At 57.4% G+C, this 19,568-nt stretch carries 18 protein-coding genes; 6 read left to right on the top strand and 12 right to left on the bottom strand.

Annotation, left to right across the window (positions count from 1 at the left end):
* The 3 genes from LQ945_RS20810 to rlmF form a co-directional block, all read right to left on the bottom strand.
* Entirely contained in the window at positions 1-1,011 is a 1,011-nt protein-coding gene (locus tag LQ945_RS20810) for an alpha/beta hydrolase family protein (protein WP_270101634.1), read from the bottom strand.
* A 231-nt stretch (positions 1,012-1,242) separates the two neighbouring features.
* Positions 1,243-2,547, bottom strand: a complete 1,305-nt coding sequence (locus tag LQ945_RS20805) for a methyl-accepting chemotaxis protein (RefSeq protein WP_270101633.1) — start codon at positions 2,545-2,547, stop codon at positions 1,243-1,245.
* A 305-nt stretch (positions 2,548-2,852) separates the two neighbouring features.
* On the bottom strand, positions 2,853-3,818 hold the full coding sequence (gene rlmF, locus LQ945_RS20800; protein ID WP_262240272.1) for a 23S rRNA (adenine(1618)-N(6))-methyltransferase RlmF: 966 nt from the start codon (positions 3,816-3,818) through the stop codon (positions 2,853-2,855).
* Between the two features lie 119 nt (positions 3,819-3,937).
* Between rlmF and LQ945_RS20795 the strand changes: the two genes are divergently transcribed.
* Together LQ945_RS20795 and bhsA are read left to right on the top strand one after the other, a co-directional pair.
* On the top strand, positions 3,938-4,576 hold the full coding sequence (locus LQ945_RS20795) for a flavin reductase family protein (protein ID WP_270101632.1): 639 nt from the start codon (positions 3,938-3,940) through the stop codon (positions 4,574-4,576).
* A gap of 165 nt (positions 4,577-4,741) precedes the next feature.
* Positions 4,742-5,002: a multiple stress resistance protein BhsA gene (gene bhsA, locus LQ945_RS20790; protein ID WP_270101631.1), complete on the top strand. Its 261-nt coding sequence runs from the start codon at positions 4,742-4,744 to the stop codon at positions 5,000-5,002.
* 62 nt (positions 5,003-5,064) lie between these two features.
* On the opposite strand, the gene LQ945_RS20785 is transcribed toward bhsA, so the two are convergent.
* The 3 genes from LQ945_RS20785 to LQ945_RS20775 all read right to left on the bottom strand — a co-directional run bounded on the left by LQ945_RS20785 (position 5,065) and on the right by LQ945_RS20775 (position 9,557).
* Positions 5,065-6,921 carry a M3 family metallopeptidase gene (locus LQ945_RS20785; protein ID WP_270101630.1) on the bottom strand — a complete coding sequence of 619 codons (1,857 nt, stop codon included), beginning with the start codon at positions 6,919-6,921 and terminating at the stop codon, positions 5,065-5,067.
* 49 nt (positions 6,922-6,970) lie between these two features.
* Complete coding sequence (gene ybiB, locus LQ945_RS20780) at positions 6,971-7,930, bottom strand: DNA-binding protein YbiB (RefSeq protein ID WP_044549199.1); 960 nt, start codon at positions 7,928-7,930, stop codon at positions 6,971-6,973.
* Between the two features lie 196 nt (positions 7,931-8,126).
* Positions 8,127-9,557 (bottom strand): MFS transporter, encoded by a 1,431-nt coding sequence (locus LQ945_RS20775; RefSeq protein ID WP_270101629.1) that lies wholly within the window; start codon positions 9,555-9,557, stop codon positions 8,127-8,129.
* A 100-nt stretch (positions 9,558-9,657) separates the two neighbouring features.
* Between LQ945_RS20775 and LQ945_RS20770 the strand changes: the two genes are divergently transcribed.
* On the top strand, positions 9,658-10,494 hold the full coding sequence (locus tag LQ945_RS20770; protein WP_262240278.1) for a helix-turn-helix transcriptional regulator: 837 nt from the start codon (positions 9,658-9,660) through the stop codon (positions 10,492-10,494).
* Between the two features lie 2 nt (positions 10,495-10,496).
* Here the strand turns inward: LQ945_RS20770 and LQ945_RS20765 are convergent, their stop codons facing one another.
* Together LQ945_RS20765 and LQ945_RS20760 are read right to left on the bottom strand one after the other, a co-directional pair.
* Positions 10,497-11,126 (bottom strand): LysE family translocator, encoded by a 630-nt coding sequence (locus tag LQ945_RS20765; RefSeq protein ID WP_270101628.1) that lies wholly within the window; start codon positions 11,124-11,126, stop codon positions 10,497-10,499.
* Between the two features lie 73 nt (positions 11,127-11,199).
* Positions 11,200-12,114 carry a LysR family transcriptional regulator gene (locus LQ945_RS20760; RefSeq protein ID WP_270101627.1) on the bottom strand — a complete coding sequence of 305 codons (915 nt, stop codon included), beginning with the start codon at positions 12,112-12,114 and terminating at the stop codon, positions 11,200-11,202.
* A 113-nt stretch (positions 12,115-12,227) separates the two neighbouring features.
* On the opposite strand from LQ945_RS20760, the gene LQ945_RS20755 reads away from it, so the two are divergent.
* Positions 12,228-13,580 (top strand): DHA2 family efflux MFS transporter permease subunit, encoded by a 1,353-nt coding sequence (locus LQ945_RS20755; RefSeq protein ID WP_270101626.1) that lies wholly within the window; start codon positions 12,228-12,230, stop codon positions 13,578-13,580.
* On the opposite strand, the gene LQ945_RS20750 is transcribed toward LQ945_RS20755, so the two are convergent.
* Positions 13,539-14,453, bottom strand: coding sequence for a DMT family transporter (locus LQ945_RS20750; protein WP_270101625.1), 915 nt, complete (start codon positions 14,451-14,453; stop codon positions 13,539-13,541). The genes LQ945_RS20755 and LQ945_RS20750 overlap by 42 nt on opposite strands.
* 136 nt (positions 14,454-14,589) lie before the next feature.
* Here LQ945_RS20750 and LQ945_RS20745 point away from each other — a divergent pair, with 136 nt between their 5' ends.
* The gene (locus LQ945_RS20745; RefSeq protein ID WP_044549187.1) at positions 14,590-15,024 is read left to right on the top strand and encodes an Lrp/AsnC family transcriptional regulator; all 435 of its coding nucleotides are present in this window, start codon (positions 14,590-14,592) and stop codon (positions 15,022-15,024) included.
* Here the strand turns inward: LQ945_RS20745 and dinG are convergent, their stop codons facing one another.
* The 3 genes from dinG to LQ945_RS20730 all read right to left on the bottom strand — a co-directional run bounded on the left by dinG (position 15,025) and on the right by LQ945_RS20730 (position 17,994).
* On the bottom strand, positions 15,025-17,223 hold the full coding sequence (gene dinG / locus LQ945_RS20740) for an ATP-dependent DNA helicase DinG (RefSeq protein WP_269934271.1): 2,199 nt from the start codon (positions 17,221-17,223) through the stop codon (positions 15,025-15,027).
* A 62-nt stretch (positions 17,224-17,285) separates the two neighbouring features.
* On the bottom strand, positions 17,286-17,672 hold the full coding sequence (locus LQ945_RS20735) for a tautomerase family protein (protein WP_270101624.1): 387 nt from the start codon (positions 17,670-17,672) through the stop codon (positions 17,286-17,288).
* 4 nt (positions 17,673-17,676) lie between these two features.
* Positions 17,677-17,994, bottom strand: coding sequence for a carboxymuconolactone decarboxylase family protein (locus tag LQ945_RS20730; RefSeq protein ID WP_044549181.1), 318 nt, complete (start codon positions 17,992-17,994; stop codon positions 17,677-17,679).
* 379 nt (positions 17,995-18,373) lie between these two features.
* Here LQ945_RS20730 and ompC point away from each other — a divergent pair, with 379 nt between their 5' ends.
* A complete protein-coding gene (gene ompC / locus LQ945_RS20725; protein ID WP_122077788.1) occupies positions 18,374-19,471 on the top strand; it encodes a porin OmpC in 1,098 nt (365 codons plus the stop codon).
* The last annotated feature ends 97 nt before the right edge of the window (positions 19,472-19,568 follow it).

The raw sequence follows: 19,568 nt of genomic DNA, 5'->3' as shown, positions 1-19,568 counted from the left end.
TTAAGATCCTTTGCTACAAGGCTGAGCGCCAAGGAAGGCCGCCACGTCCTGCAGATAAGCAGGGTCTTGAAGCGATCGCGGAGCGAACAGGCCGACTACATTGATCAGCCCCGGGTGACGAGCAAACAGCGGTTTTAACATCTTATGATCGGCAGGCTCGACACGGGTTACCGTCAGCAAATTGGCAGCGATATTCTGCCGGTAGACACGTTCGGTTTCATCGACGTCCACGTTAAGATCGCGTCCTCCGACGATCAGGTGCACCGGCGTTTTGAAGTTACGCAATGCATCAGTGGCATCACTGGCCATATTGGCGCGAATAAACTGCCAACGATCGGCGCTGATGGTCACCGAATCGCCATAAGTTTTGCGATACTGCGCATAGCCGTCGGGCTGACTGAGCAGTAACAGCAAACGTCGGTCCTGAGCCTCACGCGCCTTAATCTCTGACTCCGTTTTCCCCGCAGCCACCATTTCCGCCCGAGTGTTATAGCGCCCCTGGCGAAGCCAGTTAATCGCTGGCGCCACCGCCAGCGTGAAGGCGACATCCGGTCGTTCGGCGACAATTTCAGGCATCACCCAACCGGCCTGACTGGCGCCCCACAGCCCGATGCATCGTGAATTAAATCGCCCATCGTTTCTTGCCCAATCAATAATGTCGACCGCTTCCTTGGCCCTGTCTCGCAGGGTTTGATGTAGCCAGTTGCCGGAAGATCCTCCAACACCCGCCTTGTCGAAGGCCAAAACGGCGTACCCTTGTTCAGCCATGGTTTCCCAAAGACTGTAATAACCTTCATCCAAATCCGCGTTGGCCGGACCATCACCATGAATAAAGACAATGACACCCGGCTTACCCGACATTTTTTTCGGCAAGACTAACGAACCGGTAAGCCGATTGCCGCCCGCATTCAACGCAATGGGTTCGGCGACAAATTGATAGTCATTGGCATAGAGGATCCACCCCAGCATCACCGCGAGCAGCGCCAGTGTGCAGGCGGCTATTTTCTTCATCACTTATCTCCGAGGGATTTTTCCATTCACCGCCTATCAGGCGGCCCACCCGAGTCTGGTGCCACTTTAATATACTGAAAAATCAACTGTTCCAGCAATGTGTGGGGCTTGCCTCCACTTGGTTCACGGGACGGGCAATTCGTCTAGCGGGGCGGGGTTGGTCCATTTTCAAGATTGTAATGCGCAGATAAGAGGCGCTAACCTGCCCATTGCAAGCTAGCGCCTGTTGCCTCAATGGGCGGTTTCCCCCTGCTGCACCGTGGTAAACGTCTGCATCAGTTTCACCACATCCTGCATACCAACGTTCACCCGATTAATCACTTCACCGGCATCGTGCGTCAACGCTACGCCACCGCCAGCCTGTTCCACACAGACGGCCATCCCGGCGATGGCCGCCGCTACCCCCTGCTGAATGGCTTGGGTGATACGTTCAATTTCGGTCGCCGCCTGACGAGACTGCTCCGCCAGGGTTCGCACTTCATTGGCGACAACGGCAAATCCTCTCCCGTGCTCGCCCGCATGTGCAGCCTCAATCGAAGCGTTAATCGCCAACAGGTTGGTTTGAGAGGCGATTTTGCGGATGGCCTCCACCATGGTACCTATCTGCTGTGAACCAATGCCCAGTTCACTTACCACCGCGGAAGTATCGCGCGCAGCTGCTTCAACCTGTTGCATGCCCGCCACGGCCTGCTGAACGATCACCGCTCCCTGCGCCGCAGTTCTGTCGGTATCCAACGATAGATGGTGCGCATTACGTACCATTTCTTCTTCGTGCTGCTGCTGGATCATCTGTTGGGTGATGTCCTGAGCGATTTTCACCACCTTCACCACTTGTCCGTCATCGTCGATGATCGGGTTGTAGCTGGCCTCCAGCCATACTCGCTCTCCGCGTCGGTTCACTCGTTCAAAACGCCCGGTGATAAACTCGCCCCGAGCGAGACGTCGCCAATGCTGGTGGTAATCGTCAGAGTGGGCAAACTCGGGTGGGCAGAGCACCGCATGCGCTTGCCCACGCGCCTCCTCGATTCGGTATCCCATCAATTTCAGCATATTGTCGTTGGCGGCAAGGATCTTGCCCTGCGCGTCAAAGGTGATCATTGCCATCGAACGGTTTAGCGCCGACAGCAGGCTCCGATGCTCCTGTGCCTGGGTGATGCGCTCCGTCACAACGCTGGCGATCTTGACGATCTCCACCACCCGCCCCTGTTTATTCATGACAGGGGTATAGGTGCCCTGCAGCCACACGGCCTCTCCGTCTTTGCGAATGCGTTTTATATTATCGGTAATGGGCTGGCCATTATTTAACATATCCCAGTGTTTGCGGTATGCCGGGCTGGCGACATATTCCGGGGAACAAAAGAGGCGGTGATGCTGGCCGATAACTTCCTGTCGTTGAAATCCCATCGTTTTTAGAAATAAATCGTTAGCGCGCAGCACGGTACCATCGGGTTTAAATACGATCATGGCAACGGCATTTTCTATCGCGCTCAACTCAGCGCGGCTGTGGGTGTTTAACTGACTGAATCGTAACAGCATAGGGGTAAAATCCTTCTGGCAGATGATTTAGCAAACAAGTGCTTTTCATTTTATTTTTTCTGCACGCAGCGCCCACACGCAGACGTGCATCACCCAGAGAAACAGGCAGGCCTTATTCTCCTGGCAGGTAAAACTCACCGGATTAAAATATCAATTAAGTAAGGTAACTATTGTGTTTTGAATAAATAACTTATTTAAGATTTTTAGTATTGGAAGACGTATTGAGAATAACGCAACATGCAGAAATTGAAAGGGAAACGCGAAGATTTATGGATGCCGGCTAAATAACCGGCACCCAGGGGAAATTAATGCCAACGTTCTGCCGCCCAGGCAGCCTGCTGTTCCGCGTCGTGGAAGGTCCAGGCTACAAAACGGCTGATCTTTTGCCCCTGCGCCATCTCAATGGTGCGCACTTCGGCAGCCCCCGCCAGCTTCAACGCGTGGTAAATCGACGGCAAAGTGGTGTTCTTGGAGATAAGCGAGGTGAACCACAGGCAGTTTTGCGCCTTACTCACGCTTTCCTCTACCATTTTACGCACGAAGGCTTCTTCACCGCCCTCACACCACAGCTCGTTATTTTTGCCGCCAAAGTTCTGTACTGGCTTATCCGCCACCTCACCCTTGCCCAGCTTATGCAGTTTGCGGCGAGTACTGGCCTGTGATTCCTGCTCGGAACCGTGGAACGGTGGGTTACACAACGTGGCATCGAACTTCTCCGCCACGCCAATGATGCCGTTAAAGATAAACTCAGGCTGTTTTTGCAGACGTAACCGCACGCTGTTTCTCAGCGTCGGGTTCATCTCGACAATCATTTTGGCCGAATTGAGCGACACCGGGTCGATCTCCGAACCGGTAAAGCGCCAGCCGTATTCACGCAGGCCGACGATCGGATAAATGCAGTTGGCGCCAATGCCCACGTCGAGGATTGCCACGCCTTTGCCCCGGGGTATCTCGCCGCCGTTGCTGGTTGCCAACAAGTCGGCCAGGTGATGCAAATAGTCGGCGCGCCCTGGGATCGGCGGGCACAGGTAGTCGGCGGGAATATCCCAATGTTCGATACCATAAAAATGTTGCAGCAACGCACGGTTGAGCATTTTAACCGCCGCCGGATCGGCAAAATCTACCGAAATATCGCCCCAGGCATTCGGCTTGACGAACGGCTCCAGCGCAGGGCAACTGGCGATCAGCGCCGGGAAATCATAGCGTGAGCGATGACGGTTACGCGGGTGCAGGCCGCTTTTCTGCTGCGGGAAGGTTTTCTTTTTTTCCACCGTGACGGGCTCTCTTAAAGGTATTTCTGGCGCGTAAGATACCATAAAGCAGCGGCAAACTTGCAGCCGACGGGAAACCCGTCAGAATAAAAGTTCTGTTTAGCCACCCCAGGTCACTTATGAGCAGTCAGCCCCGTTATTACTACGAACCCGCTACAGGCCATGGTCTGCCACACGATCCTCTGAACGCCATCATCGGCCCACGCCCCATCGGGTGGATCTCATCGGTCAGCGCGACCGGCCAGCGCAACCTGGCCCCCTACAGCTTTTTCAACTGCTTCAACTACCGCCCGCCGATCATCGGTTTCGCCAGCAGCGGTTGGAAAGACAGCGTGGCAAACATCGTCGAAACCGGGGAGTTTGTCTGGAATCTGGCGACGCGCCCGCTGGCCGATGCCATGAACAACAGCTCGGCCAGCCTGGCCCGCGGTGAAGATGAATTTGCCTTTGCCGGCGTGACACCGCTGCCCAGCCGTCGGGTGAAAGCGGAAAGGGTGGCGGAAAGCCCGGTGAACTTTGAATGCCGCCTGTCGCAGTGCATTCAGTTGCAAAGCGCCGCGGAGGAAAAGGTGGATACCTGGCTGGTGCTGGGGGAAGTGGTCGCGGTACATATCGATTCGTCGCTGCTGGACCAACACGGCGTTTATCAGACCGCAGCTGCCGAACCTATCCTGCGGGCCGGTGGGCCCACCGCCTACTATGGCATTTCGGAACAACACCGTTTCGATCTGGTTCGCCCGGATGCGCAAAAGCGATAATTAACGGCCCTTTCTCCCTTTGGAGGAAGGGCTCAATTAATAATCAAATAAATTGAATAATATTATCAATACTCTCCGATTTCATCCTTCCTGTCGCTGCGCAATAATCACTCCATCGAAAGGCAAACGCCTTTCTCCCTTAAAAACCAGACAGGAATGACCATCATGAAAAACATCAAAACTTTTGCTGCTGTTATCGCTCTGAGCGCCGTCTCTTTCACTTCTTTTGCTGCCGACTACGTCAGCGCACAAGATGCCATCCAGTTTGAGAAAGCCGGTGTGATTTCTGCCAGCGGCGCTACCGACCTGAGCAGCCTGAAAGCGCAACTGTCCGCCAAAGCCGATGCGGCCGGTGCCAAAGCTTTCACCATTACCTCCGCCGGCGGCAACAACCTGATGCACGGCACCGCGGTAATCTACAAGTAATTAACGGATTACAATGAAAAAGCCCGCCGATACGCGCTATCGGCGGGCTTTTTTGTGGCTGTTTAACTCAGGCGCGCATTAATCGCCGCAGCGAAATCGCGGCACATCTTTTCATCGCCTGCTGCGTTATCGGCCAACACGCGATCGCCATCCACCACGCGGATATGTGCCGCCAAATCGAAGTCTGCCGCCGGCTGTGGCCGGGCAACCGCAGCCGCTATGGTTTGCTGCGCAGCCTGCCAGGCCTGCGCCACGGTCTGGTTGCAAGCCTGCGCCAGATAGTCCGGGTTGAAACCTTCACCGGTCAAGCTGCGCAACGTGTCGTCGTGGCTGACACCGTTACCCGGCAGCCAGTAATGACGCGCCAGATCCGGACCAATTGCCGGGTTATCGGTAAGGTAACCGTCGCGCTGCAAGAAGAAGTGTCGCGTCTGCTCAACCGCCATCAGCGCCAGCAGATAACCCTGATACGAACAGGCCGATTCCAGCGACAGCAAATGCGGGATTGCCAGCGTCGGCCGCGGGCTGCCGCTGATGCCCAATATTTTTTGCTCAACTTCACGAGCCAGTGCGGTTATCGCTTCCGGGGTGCGCTGTTCGTCATCCCACTGATACAACGCCCACTCAAAGTAAGGCACCAGCAAAATATGACGTTCGTTGAACGCACGCATCGGCTGACGCGCAGCAAGGCTGGCCTCAATCAAGCTATCCGGCACCGGCTCGCCGACCGCGTTTTTCGCATAGCGTTTCAACCAATCGGCGTCGTCCAGCAGGCTGTCACAGAACATCGACTGGGTTTCGGCGTAGGCCATGGACGTCGGTGGGAATTCCTGCGAAAAACAGGGCGCATTCTGGCAAATATTGGCAAAGTGCGCGGCGTGACCGCCTTCGTGGAACAAGGTATTTAAACCATGAGCCCCGCTGCCGACCTGATCCGGCTGCGCCAGGCTGGTAAAGTTAATGCGTGCCGGTAGCCATTTACCCTGCTGGATAAACGGCGGCACTGGCCCATGCATAAACCCGTTTTCATACTTGCCCTCGCGCACCAGCAGATCAAGATCCATCTGCGCACCGCGAAACCCGATATGCAACCGTTTAAAGCTGTTGATCCAACGCTCCAGCGACTGTGCAAACGGGAAGTATGGATCCAGTTGGCGGGTCACATCACCGGCGCTGGCAAAACGCACGTTCCAGGGCTCCAGCGCCTGTTCGCCTTTCTCCGCAGCCAGCTGCTGCAGGCTGCGTGAATTGGCTTCGCGAGTTTGCTGCTCGAAACGATCAAGGATGGCGAACAGCTGTTCCGGCGTCATACGCTCGGTTTTGTTCACCTTGTAGTCAAAATAGTTACGAAAACCCATCTGGCGAGCAAAACGGTTCCGCAGGCTAATCAGCTCCGGCAGGCCGTTATGCAACAGCCACTGCTCCAGTTCACGCAACGCATTCTGCGAGCTGCGGCGATACTCTTCATTTTCATTGGTCGCCTGATTGGTCAATAGCTCGCCGAGCGAGGCATTTACCCGCTGCCCGGCGGCATTCAGGTGGCTGACCGGGTTAGCCTTGCGGCGGGTATAAAGATCCGCCTCTGCGCTGATGATTTGATCCAACAGCGTTTGAGCTTCGGCATCTTCAATCGCGTTGCAATCAAAGAAGCGCAACCAACCGTTCAGCCCGTGCTGCAGCGCATCTCGCTGAGCATCCTGCGGCAGGGCCTCCAGCCCGGCCAGCAATTGACGGATCTCCGCCAAGCGACGCGGCTCGGCAATAAAACGTTTATAGGCGCTTTCCGCCGCCGAGAAGCGGACCGAAACGCCCTCACCACCAATGCCCATATAGTTCTGCCAAAACAAATCTTCTTTGGTGCGGTGCACCTCAAGATAGTCCTGATTCAATTGATTGAAGTAATCGAGAGCCTGTTGCATAACCATCCTTTCAGCCGATTAGCGAAATATTCCAGTATAGCCAAGGGTTTTACGCGCTGCGTAAACGTTCAAGTCCCTGTTCCAGGGTGTCGACTTCACCGGCTGCCAACAGGCAGCAGGCAATCTGACGTTGGATCGCCAGCGGGATTGCCACCTCTCCCGCCAGGCAACGCTCAGTCCAACGCGCGGTGGTTTCCGCATCCTTGGCCGCCGGCAGCTCCGGCGTGGGATCCTGCTCCGGACGCTCCAGCAACACTTGCTGCTCGCCGTTAACGATGTAATGGATCTGCGGGCAGCGCTGAGGATTGGCGTACGCCTCCCCTTCGGTACCGTGCATCAGCAAGCCACGGGCGCCGATTTGGCGGAAGAAAGAAGCCACCCGACCGACATACTCCGGATGCGACACGCTGGCGATGCGCAACACATCCTGTTCACCAAACGGCGTTGCCAGTTTGGCCAGCGTATGGGCGCTGTTACGTACCCCCATGCGCCAGCGCAGGCCAAGTTGCAGATCCAGAGGGGCTGACAGCGCCGAGACCGGGATAAACACCGTTTCGCCGTTATCCAAACGCTGTTGAGCATGGGCAGCGTCTTGCGACCAGGGCAGGCCCAGCGCCTGAAAAGTTTCCGCGCTGGTGACCCGGGTACTGTCGTCCAGTACGCCGTGCACCACTACCGGCAACCCGACGCGCGTCAGCAACAACGCCAACAGCGGTGTCAGGTTCGCCTGCTTGCGTGCGCCGTTATAGCTTGGCAGCACCACCGGCATCGGTCGTCCCTGTGGCGCCTGCAAACGCATCACCTGTTGCTGCATCGCCTGATAAAAACCAAGCATTTCCTCTTCGGCTTCGCCTTTAATCCGCAGGGCGATCAGAATACCGCCCAACGCCAGCTCGCCCACCTCACCGGCCAGCATCTTTTGATAGAGCTGGAAAGCGGTTTCCCGATCCAGATCGCGCGCATGGTTTTTGCCACGGCCGATTTCTTTGATAATTTTGGTGTAATCCATCGTTCTGCTGTCCCCTGATCCAATCTGGGATCAGCATACCCTATCCGCGTCGACGCTCAACCTCATCCGCCAGTTGCTGCTGGCCCGAATCGCCTGATCACAGCCCGGCGATCACCTCACCAGCGTCTTCGGCCCTGCAGTTTGGCTCATTTTGCCTTTTCGAGCGGCTCATTACGCAATGAGGCTGGCTGATACATCACCCTGGATGCCTGTCCAGTTTGCGCTGTTTTTGGATGATCCACCTCAGCAAGCCGAAGGCAACGGCCATCGCCAGCAGGTTGTAAACCATCGCGCCGGCAAACGCCTGTCCGTAACGTTCTGCGCCAGCACCGCCCGCCAGCAGGGGGACAAAAAACGCGCCGCTGGCGGCAATCCCCAACGCACCACCCACCTGCTGCACGGTAGAAATCACTCCGGCGGCCATGCCGGCCTGCTGTTCTTTCGCCAACCCGAGCACCAGATTAAGCAAAGGCGTCATGCTCAGCGCCTGGCCGAAGCCCAGGATCACCAACCCCGGCAGCAACCACAGCGGTTGCTGCAATGCCGCGCCCCACTGCACCTGCACCACCAGCAGCGCCATTCCAGCGGCATAGACCGCTACGCCCAGCGCCAGCACGCCGTTCCCCCAGCGTTGCACCAGCCCCGGTGCCAGGAATGAGGCCAACATAAATGCCGCGCTGGCGGGGGCAAACAGGCTACCGGCCTGAAACGGCGTCAGGCCTATTCCCGCTTGCAGCAGCAGGGCAAAACACAGAAAGAATGAAGAAGCGGTCGAGTAAATCGCCAACACCACGGCCACCCCAGGGGCAAAACTGCCCTGCCGCAACAGCGCAGGATCCAGGACCGCATCCCCAGAACGCTGCGCCAGACGCCGCTCCCAGCGAATAAAAGCCCACAGCATGCCAAGTCCGCAAGCCAACGCCGGTAACACCCACCAGGGCCAGCCGCGCGACGGCCCTTCCAACAAGGGGACTAACAGCAACAGCAAACCGGCCGCCGCCAACAGCAAGCCCATGCCGTCCAGCTGCTGTGCTTGTTCAAGACGTGACTCGGGGATGCGACGCGCCGCCAGTATCGCCAGCACGCCAACCGGCAGATTGATCAGAAAAATCATGCGCCAGCCGCTGCCGAAAATGTCGGCTTCAATAATAAACCCGCCGAATATCTGGCCGGAAATCGCCGCCAGCCCCAGCGTCATTCCCAGCCAGGCAAAGGCTCGTCGCCGCTGATGTGGACTGTACAATACGCGCATCAACGCATATATCTGCGGAAACAGCAGTGCTGCCGCCGCGCCCTGAAGAAAACGCGCAACGATCAGCATGCTCAGTGACGTGGCCATCCCGCACAGCGCCGACGTCAGCGTAAACCCCAGCATGCCGAGGCTAAACATACGCTGTCGCCCGAAGCGATCGCCAAGACGTCCACCGGCAATCAACAACACGCCGAATGCCAACTCATATCCGGCAATGATCAACCCCACGCCGGCAAAGTCGGCCGAGAACTGCTGCTGGATCACCGGCGCCGCGACGTTCACCACAAACAGGTCAAACACCGTCACAAAACCGCCTAACAGCAACACCGGCAACCCCACCAGACGACGATTACCTTGTGTTAATGACTGTTCCATACCTGCCTCCAAAGATTGCGATGGCGGCAGTATGGAACATGTCTTAAACTGTTACTATATAGCCAGTTATACTATTACTAACAGCAACAGGACAACCGCTATGCCGCCGCGTACCCTCAACCGAACCCGTCAGGATCTGGCGGACTTTCTGCGTCAAAAACGCGAGAAGCTGTCACCGCAGGCCGTCGGCCTGCCGAGCGGCACGCGACGTCGCACGCCGGGGCTGAGACGCGAAGAAGTCGCCGCGTTGGCAGGCGTAGGATTGACCTGGTACACCTGGCTGGAACAGGGGCGGGAAATCAACGTTTCGGTCGATTTTCTGGAAAATCTGGCGCGGGTATTAAAGCTGGATGCCACCGGGCGCTACCATCTGTTTTTGCTGGCGCATCAGCGCCCGCCGGTACCGGTCGGTCATCAGTGGTGTCAGGTTTCGCCGCTGGTGCGCCGCTTGCTGGACGATCTGCAGCTGCGCCCAGCTTACGTGATGAACCTGAGCTGGGACATCATCGCCTGGAACCCGGCGGCGGAACGGCTATTCGCGATTGGCGATCGCCCGGCGGATCAGCGCAATATGCTGTGGATGCTGTTTGCCGATCCCCAACTCAATCAACGGCTGGTGGAGTGGCAAGCGCAGGCACCGCAAATCCTCGCCAGCTTCCGCCGCGACTATGCGCGTGCGCCACAAGACGCCACCATGCAGCAGCGGGTGCAGGCGCTGGAGCAGGTTTCGCCTCAATTCCGTCAGCTGTGGCAGCAGCACGACATTCACGGCCGCTGCCAGGGAGAACGGACGTTCATTGTACCGGGAGCCGGTCAGGTGACCTTCGAACATGCGTCGTTTATTGTCGATGAAGAAAATCATTTGCGGCTGGTGATGTATAGCGCGCTGCCGCAATGCCCGGCCAGCGCGGCTTTTGAGGCCGCCTTGCAGGCGTAAGGCTATTTACGGCTGTCAAAAATCAGCTTGCAAGCCAGCCCGGCGAACACCCCACTCAGCAGGTAATTCGGCCAGCGCGCACTGAAGCGGCGGCCGACAAAACGGTTTTTCATGCTGCTGACCGCCAGGATCAACCCGCCGTTAATCACCAACCCCACCAGATTCAGTACCGTCGCCAACAGCAGCATTTGTACCACCAGCGAACCGGCATGCGGATCGATAAACTGCGGGAACAGCGCCAAAACAAACAGCGCCATTTTGGGATTAAGAATATTGGTGAGCAGCCCCTGTCGGAAAATGCGCGTGGCCGGTACCGCCGCCAAACCCGAAGAAGCCTGCAAACTGCTGCCGGAACGCAGCGTTTTCCACGCCAGATACAGTAAGTAAGCCGCACCTAACATGCGCACCGCATCATAGGCCAACGGAACGGCAACAAACAGCTGCGACATACCCAATGCCGCCGCCAGCGCGTGGCAATAGGTACCGAGCTGGATCCCCGCCAGTGACGCAAAACCGGCACGGCGCCCCTGGCTAACGCTGCGTGAAGCAATCAGCAACATATCCGGCCCTGGGGTGACAGCCAGCGCCAGACAGGCACCGGAAAACAGCAAAATGGTAGAAACATCAATCATAAGTCACCCGTACGCAGCATGGTGGGAAGCAGGCTTTATCATAGCCACGCCGCCGCTGTTTGCCAGCATCAAATCACTGCCATGGCGCTTTGGGAGTGAAGGCCGCCAGCAGGGCATCAATGGCGACCCTCACCCGTAACGGCACGCCGGTCCCTTTTAGCCAGACCACGTTAATCGCCAGCCCCGCACCGCAGCTGCCGGGTAAAATCTCACGCAACGTCCCGGCCGTCAGCGCATCATGCACCAGCCAACGCGGCAGCATGGCAATCCCCTGACCGGCGCAGGCAGCCCCCAGCACCGCCTCCATATTGCCCAATCTCAAACGGGCCGGTGGCGACAGCCGCTGAGCCTTGCCCTGCTCGTCCAGCAAATGCCACGGCTGGCTACGCCCATCACGCAGTAAGCCAATCGCCTGATGCTGCAACAGCGCAGCTACCGCAGCCGGTTCACCTTGTCGCGTAAGATAACCCGGAGCAGCACAGAGTATTTGCCGCTGCTCCCCCAGCTGGCGTGCGGTGATGGCCGCAGCATCACCGGGCGAACCGATACGTACTGCCAAATCGATCCCCTCTTCCGCCAGATCTGCCGCACGGTTGGAAAACAGCGCTTCGATGTGCAACTTCGGGTAACGGTCCGCCAACGCCAGCAGCGGTGGCATCACCCACTTTTGGCCGAACAGCACCGGCAGCGATACCCGCAGTCGTCCCTCCGGCGTTTGGGCCCGAACCGCCAGCTGGTTTTCCGCCGCTTCCAGCGCCGCCAGCGCCTTCAGGCAATCGTCGTAGAACAACTGCCCTTCATCGGTCAGCGACAGGCTGCGCGTAGTGCGTTGGAACAACCGCACCTGCAGCCGCTGTTCCAGCCGAGCCACGGCTTTACCCACCGTTGAACGCGAAAGGCCCAGTTGCTCGGCGGCACGGCTAAAACCACCGGCCTGCACCGCCTGCACAAAGGCGCGGATTGCATGTAATCTTTCGCTGGAAATCATGATACCTGCCCTATTGGCGATATTAATTCGCCTATTAAACGATGAAACAACGCCACTGGCTACCGCCTTCGCTGAGTAAACTGAACGCACTCTTTCTCTGCCAGGAACCCCCTATGAGCGAACGCAGTGAAATTCTGACCGACAGCGGCACGCCCCAACTATGGCGTCTGCTGATTGGCATCAGTATCGCCAGCTTTTTGGGCTGTATCGATTTCACCATCGTCAATACCGCCATCCCCGCGATCCAGCGCGAGCTGGCAACCAGCCTGAGCCGCGTACAGTGGGTGATGACGTTGTTCGTGATGGCACTGTGCGCCTTTATGGTCAGCGCCGGACGGCTGGCGGATCTGTATGGCCGTCGTCGGGTGTTGTACTGCGCAATGCTGACGTTCGCCGCCGCGTCGTTGGGCGCCGGGCTCTCAGGCAGTATTGAGCTGCTCAACGTATGGCGCTTTGTGCAGGGTGCCGCCTGTGCGGTGCTGTACACCGCCACCACGGCCATTGTCGCCGATGCCTGGCCGCCGCAGCAGCGCGGTCGTGCAATCGGTATTTTACTGGCGGTCAACGGCCTGGGTCTGGCGATCGGCCCGGTGGCCGGCGGCCTGCTGGTCGGTTCTCTGGGCTGGCGCTGGGTATTTTTGTTGAACGTGCCGCTGATTGCGCTGAGCTTCGCCTTTTGTTTGGGAACCGTTCGAGAGTCTCGCGCCCAACAAGGCACTAAACTGGATGTCCCCGGTTTAGTGCTGTTGGTGATCGGCGTTGCCGGGCTGCTACTGGCCATCAGTCAGGGCAGCCAATGGGGATGGTTTAGCGTGAAAACCGGGTTAACGGCTGCACTGGCGCTCGCCGCGCTCGGCCTGCTGCTACCGGTTGAACGACGGGCACACTCGCCGCTGGTACCGCTGGCGTTGCTGCTGCGTCCCGCCTTTTTACGCGTTTGTCTGATGAGCGCGCTATTGGCCTTTTTCTACTGTGCCGCTTTCTTTCTCATGCCGATTTACCTGGAAAATACCCGCCACTACCAGGGAACAATGCTGGGGCTATTGTTGTTACCGACCACCGCGGTCATGGCAGCCCTCTCGCCCTGGATCGGCAGATGGGTGGATAAATCCGGCCCGCGCGCGGCGCTGCTCCTGGGTTTTATCGCCCTTGCCGGCTCTGCGGCCCTGCAAAGCCGATTTAGCGTCGACAGCCCGCTGCCGCTGCTGCTCGGGGCCTTCGCCCTGATGGGGCTGGGCTGGGGCTGCATTCTCGGCCCGCTGGTGTTGGCGACGCTCAACAGCGTCAGCGAGTCGCAAAGCGGCGGCGCGTTAGGCATTACCTGGACACTGCACAATCTCGGCGGTGCCGTTGGCCTGGCGGTGGCGACCCTGATTTACCCGAGCTATGGCTACACGCCGGTGATGCTGCTGCTGTTGGCGCTGTCACTGTTCGGGTGCCTGCTTGCCGCCTGGCGCAGCCACTAGCCTAACGCGGCGCTCCCCCAGCAGGTTCATGCCCGCCGCCGCCAGCAGAATGAGGGCAGCGCCGGCAAACTGCAGCGCCACCAGCCGGTGACCGAACGCCAGGCGATCCACCAGCATGGCGGCGATCGGATAAATAAACGACAGCGAGCCGATCAGGTTGGTCGGCAACTTTTGGATCGCGCCATACAGCAACACATACATGATCCCGGTGTGCAATACGCCCACCGTCACCAGCATGCCCCACTGTCCGGCATTGGTCCGCGCGTGGAAATCTACCATCGGCAACAGCATCACCGCGCCGACCGTTACCTGGATCAAGGCGATCAGGTGCGGTGGCGTCCCTTTCAGCCGTTTGGCGGCCAGCGCCATCAGCGCGTAAAAAAATGCCGCGCCCAACGACAACAAAATGCCCATCAGGTAGTTGTTCTGTCCACCGGCCTGCTTGGGCTGCGCCAACACCACCAGCGTCATGCCGATAAACGCCAATGCCAACCAAAACAGCTTACGCAGGGTCAGCTTCTCGCCGAGAAACAGCGCCCCCAGCGCCACCAGCATGAACGGCTGCGTGTTATACACCGCCGTCGCGATGGAGATCGACGCATAGGAATAGGCAGCAAACAACAACAGCCAATTGACCACCAGCGCTACGCCGCCGGCGATTGCCACCAGCAACGTAGTACGCGTCAGGCTGTCGCGCCGTAACTGACCCAGCGCAGCACAGATGGCCAGCAACACCAGCGCCCCCACCGCACAGCGCCAGAACACCACGTTGATCACCGGCTGGCCGGACATCAGCACAAACCAGCCGATGGTGCCGGAAATCAGCATCGCGGCGATCATCTCCAGCGAGCCGCGTTTTATCTCTGCATTCATCTTGGTTTCCTCACAGTAAGCCTATGCACTTAGCTTGCGGCTTTCCTTTGCCGGTTTCCATGGCATAAAAAAGGCAATAGTGCTTAACTTCCTTTTTAATTAAGGTATGAGTTTAAAAAAACCTAATGGGGAGACTATGGACGCTATCGATCGTCAAATCCTGAACCTGCTGGCAGAGGATGCGCGAATGTCGCTGAAAACCCTCAGCGCCAGCGTTGGGTTGTCGTCACCCAGTACGTCGGAGCGGCTGCGGCGGCTGGAAGAGAACGGCGTGATCCAGGGCTACACCCTGAACGTCAATCTGCAGGCATTGGGCTACGCTTTTCAGTCGCTGGTGCGCATCAAACCGCTGCCGGGCATGCTGAAAAAGGTCGAGCAAATGATCCAGGAGATCCCGGAGGTGGTTGAGTGCGACAAGGTGACCGGTGAAGACTGTTTTATCGTGCGCCTGGTGGCGCATTCGATGGAGCAGCTCGACCAGATCCTCGATCGGCTAGCCGAGCGCGCGCAAAGCAACACTTCTATCGTGAAAACTACGCCGGTGAAGCGTCGCCTGCCACCGCTGCTGTGACTAGCGGGTACGTTTGCGGGCGAACGGGCTCTTGCGCTTCTTGGCTTTCTTCTCTGCATCGGCCGCGGATTTGAGGGCCGCCTGGTGCGCCTTGTCGGCTTCAGGCACCTCACGCTGTTCGATGGGGAACACCGGCAATGCCGCCAGCAGGCGCGAGCCGTAGCTTTTGGTCAGCAGCCGGCGATCGTAAATCACGATCTCGCCGTGGCATTCATTGCTGCGGATCAGTCGGCCTACCTGCTGGATCAGGTTGAACGAGGCGCTCGGCAAACTCTGTACCTCAAAGGGATATCGCTTCAGCGACTTCAGCCACTCGCCCTCGGTCAGGATCACCGGGCTGTCGATCGGCGGAAAAGCGATCTTGTGAATATGGACCTGGGTCAGCAATTCCCCTTTCAGATCCAATCCTTCAGCGAATGACTGCAGACCGATCAGCACGCTGGCAGTGCCTTTTTCGACCCGCTTGCGGTGCTCTTCCACCAGGCGATAACGCGGTTGATCGCCCTGCACCAACAGCATCAGGCGCAAATCGGTCACGTAGCTGAGGAAAGTCTGCATCGCCCGATGACTGCTGAACAGGATCAGCATGCCCTTGTGCTTGCCGCTGGCCTGTTCGGCGCGGAAAAAGCGCGCCATTTCTTCCAGATGTTCAGCTTCGTTGGCCATCGCCGGCTCGAAACGCATGTTCGGGATGACAATTTTGCCCTGCTCAACGTGGTTAAACGGCGAAGACAGGGTTTCGAAACGATCGCCGGCTTTCTCACTCAGCCCGCTCATTTCCTGCAGGCGCGCAAAGCTGTTCAACGAACGCAGGGTCGCAGACGTGACGACCACATGCGGCACCTTGCGCCACAACAGCTTTTCGAGCTGGTCGCTCACGCGAATGCCTACGCAGTGCAAATACAGGTGCGTCACGTTATCGCGCAAATCGCGCGTGACCCATTTGGAGATCGGCGCATTGGAAGACTTGTCCAGCGCCGCCAGCCGCCACAGTTTGCTCATCGCTTCCAGGTAGCCCAGGGTGCGGCTCATCTGAATGATTGAACGGTGCAGCCGCACGATGTCGTGCTTTCCGGTTTGCTCGCTGAGATCGTTGAGGATAAATTCCGCCACCCCACGCAACGCGTCGGTCAGCTTGAACAAGCGTGCGCTGGTTTCCACCATCTCCGCAGGCAGCTCGCCCATTTCGAACCGGTGTTCGGCAATCACGGTGTCGGTCGGCAGATAGGCACTGACCTGATGCTCGAAAATCTGGATCAGTTCGCGCATCTCTTCACAATGGTTTTTCAAACGTTCGTCGTTGGTCAGCCCTGGCGGGCTCTTCGGGCGATATTGCGTCATGCACTGTTCAACCTGACGCACGATCATGTCCAGCTGCAGATTGGTCGACAGCGCGGTGATTTCGCCGTCAATCTCCAGCGCATCGCGCGCCACTTCCGGCAGATGATGGCCTTCGTCCAGCACCAGCAACAGCTCTTTCGGGTTCGGCAACACCGATTCCGTTTCCAACGCCGCCATCACCAGGGCATGGTTAGCCACCACCACGTCGGCGGTTTCAATCTCTTTGCGGGCAATATAAAACGGGCATTCGCGGATGTAATGGCAGTTGCGCCCCAGGCAGTTGGCCTTGTCGGTGCTCAGTTTGATCCACAGAGGATCGTCAATCGTCCGTTGATAATGATCGCGCAGCCCATCCCACTCATGGCGGCTGAGCGCTTTGCTAAGTTGCTGACACAGCGCCTGCTCTTCCCCGCTGGAAGGGGCCAGTTCGTCATCCAGGAACAGCGTCAGATCGCCCTGCTCGCTGACGTCAGTGCTCAACGCCGCCAGGTTGCGCGGGCAAACATAGCGCCCGCGACCGAAGGCGCCGGTGAATTTCAGATCGGGAATGATCTTCTTCAGCAGCGGTAAATCCTTGCTGTAGATCTGATCCTGCAACGCCACGTTGGCGGTACTGACCACCAGGGGTTTGCTCTCCGCGCGGCCTACGGCGATCCCGGGGATCAGGTACGACAGGGTTTTGCCCACGCCGGTCGGGGCCTCGATCGCCAGATGGCGCGGATAATCTCCGGCCAGGGTTTTCGCGACTTCGGCGATCATCTGCCGTTGCGGTGCACGGGAAATAAAATCCGGTATTTGTTGCTGCAGGGCTTTGTACCACTGGCCAATCTGATCTTTAACTGCGGGGGAGAGCGCCATTCAACTCTGTATCTCAACGAAATGATGGCGCTATTGTCCCACAGACCGTCGGCTGCGTCAGCCTAGCCTTCGATCATTGAGGCGCGACCCGCACTGAACGACCACTCATCCTGCTGGGTGGTGGCGATCACCACCATCACATCTTGCGGGTTCAACTGCAGGTTTTCTTCCAGCAATGCCGCCAACCGCTGATAAAAACGCTGCTTGGTGACGGTATCGCGCGGGCGGCCAATAGTGATGTAAAACAGCACATAATCCGCCGAACGCGGGCCGCCGAGATAATCGGGATCGTAAATCAGCTCGCCGGGACGGTATTGATCAATGGCCTGAAACTTGTCGGCCGGCGGCACGTTGAAGGTGTCGACCAGCGCCTGGTGCAGGCTGTCTGACAGGGTTTTCAAGTATTGCGCTGACTTGCCCTGATGCAAGGCGATACGGCTGAATGGCATGGGACTACTCCTGTTTCAATTCGCGCAGACGCGCCACGGCAGAGGCCGCCGCTGGCCAACCGGCATAAAACGCCAGATGGGTGATCGCCTCGGCGAGCTGTTCAAAGCTCACGCCATTGCGTTCGGCCAGTTGCAGGTGAAACGGCATCTGCTCCACGCGGTTGAGCGCCACCAGCGCCGCCACGGTGATCAGACTGCGCTCGCGCGGCGTGAGCCCCGGACGCTGCCATACGTCGTCGAATAATACGCTGTCGCTGAGCTGCGCCAACTTGGGGGCAATGTCGCCAAACGCCTGCTGGCCAGCCTGTTGGGAAGGTTGCATCTTGCACTCCTGCTGCTTAAGGGAAGCTCTACGCTACCTTCAACCCGCATGGGTGAAAATCGGGATTTTTAACATCAACCATTCACAGAAACAGGACTATTAGTTCCCTGCTGCGGCGACGGAAATCGCCAACGCATAAATCTCGCGCATGATTTTTGGCAGCAGCCTGATGGGCATCACGGGGAATTTTAGGCGGCCATAGAAGAAATAGACGTTTTCCGCGAGATTTTTAATCGTTCGACATGGAAATGAATATTTTGTCATAAATAGATCACATAACTAGGGTAAAAAATCCTCGCTGCAAACAAACAGGCGGCACAGTGAAACAGCAGTACTACTGATGATAAGCGTCTTTCAATCGAATAAAGCAGGGTAAATCATGAAACGTAATCTTCTGGCCGTTATTATTCCGGCACTTTTAATTGCGCAGACAGCACAGGCAGCAGAAATCTACAATAAAGACGGCAACAAACTTGATTTTTACGGCCGCGTAAAAGCACTGCACTATTTCTCTGACGATGCCGGTAATGATGGCGATAAAACCTATGTGCGTATCGGTTTTAAAGGCGCTACTCAAATTAACGATATGCTGACTGGCTATGGCCAGTGGGAATATCAGATCGCAGCCAACCATTCCGAATCTGACGGCACGAAAGATACCAAAACCCGTTTGGGCTTCGCCGGTCTGAAATATAAGGATATCGGTTCATTCGACTACGGTCGCAACTACGGCATTATCTATGACGTGGGCGCCTGGACGGATATGCTGCCTGAGTTCGGTGATGACGCCTACGTCAAAACCGACAACTTTATGAATGGCCGTACCAACGGCGTGGCCACCTACCGTAACAATGACTTCTTCGGCCTGGTCGAAGGTCTGAAGTTCGCGGTACAGTACCAGGGCAAAAATGAAAACGACGGTCGCTCCAGCAGCAAAGCGAACGGCGACGGTTGGGGCCTGTCTTCCAGCTACGAGATCATCGACGGTCTGAGCGTGGGCGCTGCCTATGCCTCTTCCAACCGTACCGCCAGCCAAAAAGCGGGCACTTTCGGTAAGGGCGACAAAGCCGATATTTGGGCCGGCGGCCTGAAATACGACAACAACGATGTTTACCTGGCAGCGACCTATTCGCAAAGCCGTAATATCGCGCCAATTTCCGGCACCGCCACTATCAACAATAATTCCACTTCCGTAAGCGGCTTTGCCAATAAGGCCGAAGGTCTGGAATTGGTCGCGCAATACCAGTTCGACTTCGGTCTGCGCCCATCGCTGGGTTATGTTCAGCAGAAAGGCAAAGATATTGAAGGCATCGGCGACGCCGACCTGGTGAAATATATCGATGTTGGCGCTTACTACTATTTCAACAAGAACATGTCGACCTATGTCGATTATAAAATCAACCAACTCGACAGCGATAACAAGCTGGGTCTGAAAGACGACAACGTGATTGCCGTCGCCCTGACCTACCAGTTCTGATGTGATGAATAACCACCACTGCAAACCTTAGCTTCACTTTATACCCAGAGTCACTTCGCCGGGCGGCAACGCCCGGTTTTTTAATGGGTGCCTTTTA

The organism is Serratia liquefaciens, assembly GCF_027594825.1.
In the GTDB taxonomy this organism is placed as follows: Bacteria; Pseudomonadota; Gammaproteobacteria; order Enterobacterales; family Enterobacteriaceae; genus Serratia; species Serratia liquefaciens_A.
Note: the sequence above shows the minus strand (reverse complement) of the source record. Positions and strands in the feature narration are given on the sequence as shown.

What these genes read in the sequence shown, in the direction of transcription:
- LQ945_RS20810 (WP_270101634.1), bottom strand. Translation starts at nt 1,011, where the DNA reads ATGAAGAAAATAGCCGCCTGCACACTGGCGCTGCTCGCGGTGATGCTG.
- LQ945_RS20805 (WP_270101633.1), bottom strand. Translation starts at nt 2,547, where the DNA reads ATGCTGTTACGATTCAGTCAGTTAAACACCCACAGCCGCGCTGAGTTG.
- LQ945_RS20795 (WP_270101632.1), top strand. Translation starts at nt 3,938, where the DNA reads ATGAGCAGTCAGCCCCGTTATTACTACGAACCCGCTACAGGCCATGGT.
- bhsA (WP_270101631.1), top strand. Translation starts at nt 4,742, where the DNA reads ATGAAAAACATCAAAACTTTTGCTGCTGTTATCGCTCTGAGCGCCGTC.
- LQ945_RS20785 (WP_270101630.1), bottom strand. Translation starts at nt 6,921, where the DNA reads ATGCAACAGGCTCTCGATTACTTCAATCAATTGAATCAGGACTATCTT.
- ybiB (WP_044549199.1), bottom strand. Translation starts at nt 7,930, where the DNA reads ATGGATTACACCAAAATTATCAAAGAAATCGGCCGTGGCAAAAACCAT.
- LQ945_RS20775 (WP_270101629.1), bottom strand. Translation starts at nt 9,557, where the DNA reads ATGGAACAGTCATTAACACAAGGTAATCGTCGTCTGGTGGGGTTGCCG.
- LQ945_RS20770 (WP_262240278.1), top strand. Translation starts at nt 9,658, where the DNA reads ATGCCGCCGCGTACCCTCAACCGAACCCGTCAGGATCTGGCGGACTTT.
- LQ945_RS20765 (WP_270101628.1), bottom strand. Translation starts at nt 11,126, where the DNA reads ATGATTGATGTTTCTACCATTTTGCTGTTTTCCGGTGCCTGTCTGGCG.
- LQ945_RS20760 (WP_270101627.1), bottom strand. Translation starts at nt 12,114, where the DNA reads ATGATTTCCAGCGAAAGATTACATGCAATCCGCGCCTTTGTGCAGGCG.
- LQ945_RS20755 (WP_270101626.1), top strand. Translation starts at nt 12,228, where the DNA reads ATGAGCGAACGCAGTGAAATTCTGACCGACAGCGGCACGCCCCAACTA.
- LQ945_RS20750 (WP_270101625.1), bottom strand. Translation starts at nt 14,453, where the DNA reads ATGAATGCAGAGATAAAACGCGGCTCGCTGGAGATGATCGCCGCGATG.
- LQ945_RS20745 (WP_044549187.1), top strand. Translation starts at nt 14,590, where the DNA reads ATGGACGCTATCGATCGTCAAATCCTGAACCTGCTGGCAGAGGATGCG.
- dinG (WP_269934271.1), bottom strand. Translation starts at nt 17,223, where the DNA reads ATGGCGCTCTCCCCCGCAGTTAAAGATCAGATTGGCCAGTGGTACAAA.
- LQ945_RS20735 (WP_270101624.1), bottom strand. Translation starts at nt 17,672, where the DNA reads ATGCCATTCAGCCGTATCGCCTTGCATCAGGGCAAGTCAGCGCAATAC.
- LQ945_RS20730 (WP_044549181.1), bottom strand. Translation starts at nt 17,994, where the DNA reads ATGCAACCTTCCCAACAGGCTGGCCAGCAGGCGTTTGGCGACATTGCC.
- ompC (WP_122077788.1), top strand. Translation starts at nt 18,374, where the DNA reads ATGAAACGTAATCTTCTGGCCGTTATTATTCCGGCACTTTTAATTGCG.